1 protein-coding gene is annotated in these 997 nt (G+C 76.2%); it reads left to right on the top strand.

Annotated features, from left to right (window positions below; translation table 11 throughout):
- Nucleotides 1-891, top strand: an 891-nt coding sequence (locus tag PYV61_RS25765) for a DnaJ C-terminal domain-containing protein (protein ID WP_275836747.1), incomplete at its 5' end; no start/stop codon positions are given.
- Between the last annotated feature and the right edge of the window lie 106 nt (nt 892-997).

Consider the following 997-nt stretch of genomic DNA (forward strand, 5'->3'; position numbering starts at 1 on the left):
CGCGGCGGCTCGTCGTCGGGCGGGGCGCCGGGCGGCCCGGGCGGGCAGACGTTCGACTTCTCGAACATCGACATCGGCGGGATCGGCGGCTTCGGCGACATCTTCAGCTCGATCTTCGGCGGCGCCGCCGGCGCGGCGGGCGCCCGTCCCGGCGCGCGCGGCGCCGCGGAGTCCGGGCAGACGGTCGAGACCAACGTCGAGATCCCGTTCCGCACCGCGGCGCTCGGCGGCAAGGTGCCGGTGGAGCTCGAGGTCACCGAGGAGTGCGGGACCTGCCGCGGCACCGGCGGCGCGCCCGGCGCGTCGGTCAAGACGTGCCCCGAGTGCACGGGGCGCGGCACGATCTCGTTCGGGCAGGGCGGCTTCGCGGTGAACCGCCCGTGCCCCATGTGCCTCGGCCGCGGGCAGATCCCGTCGGAGCCGTGCCCGACGTGCAGGGGCGCGGGACAGGTGCGCACGCGCCGCAAGGTGCTCGTCACCGTCCCCGAGGGCGCCGACACCGGGACGCGCGTGCGCCTCAAGGGGCAGGGGGGGAAGGGGCCCAAGGGCGGGCCGCCGGGCGACCTCGTGATCACCTTCTCGGTGACGCCCGACCGCTTCTTCAAGCGCGAGGGGCTCGACGTCGTCGCCACCGTGCCGCTCAACGTCGCGCAGGCCACGCTCGGCTCGAAGATCAGCGTGAAGACGCTCGACGGGAAGAAGGTCGCGGTGCGCATCCCGCCCGGCACCGCGTCGGGGCGCCGCTTCCGCATCCGCGCGCAGGGGATCCCCAAGGGCGAGCACCGCGGCGACATGATCGTCGAGACCACGATCACCGTCCCCGAGGGGCTGACCGACGAGCAGCGCGCGCTGATGGAGCGGTTCGCGGAGGCCACGAACCTGCGCCACTGATGCGCGCGGTCGTGGCGGTGGCCGTCGGCGCCGCGCTCGCCGCCGCGCCGCTCGCCGCGCAGGGACGCCCGCCGGCCGACACGGGGCGGCCGGCGGCGCTCGATCC

This window comes from Roseisolibacter sp. H3M3-2, from assembly GCF_029211165.1.
Classification (GTDB): domain Bacteria; phylum Gemmatimonadota; class Gemmatimonadetes; order Gemmatimonadales; family Gemmatimonadaceae; genus Roseisolibacter.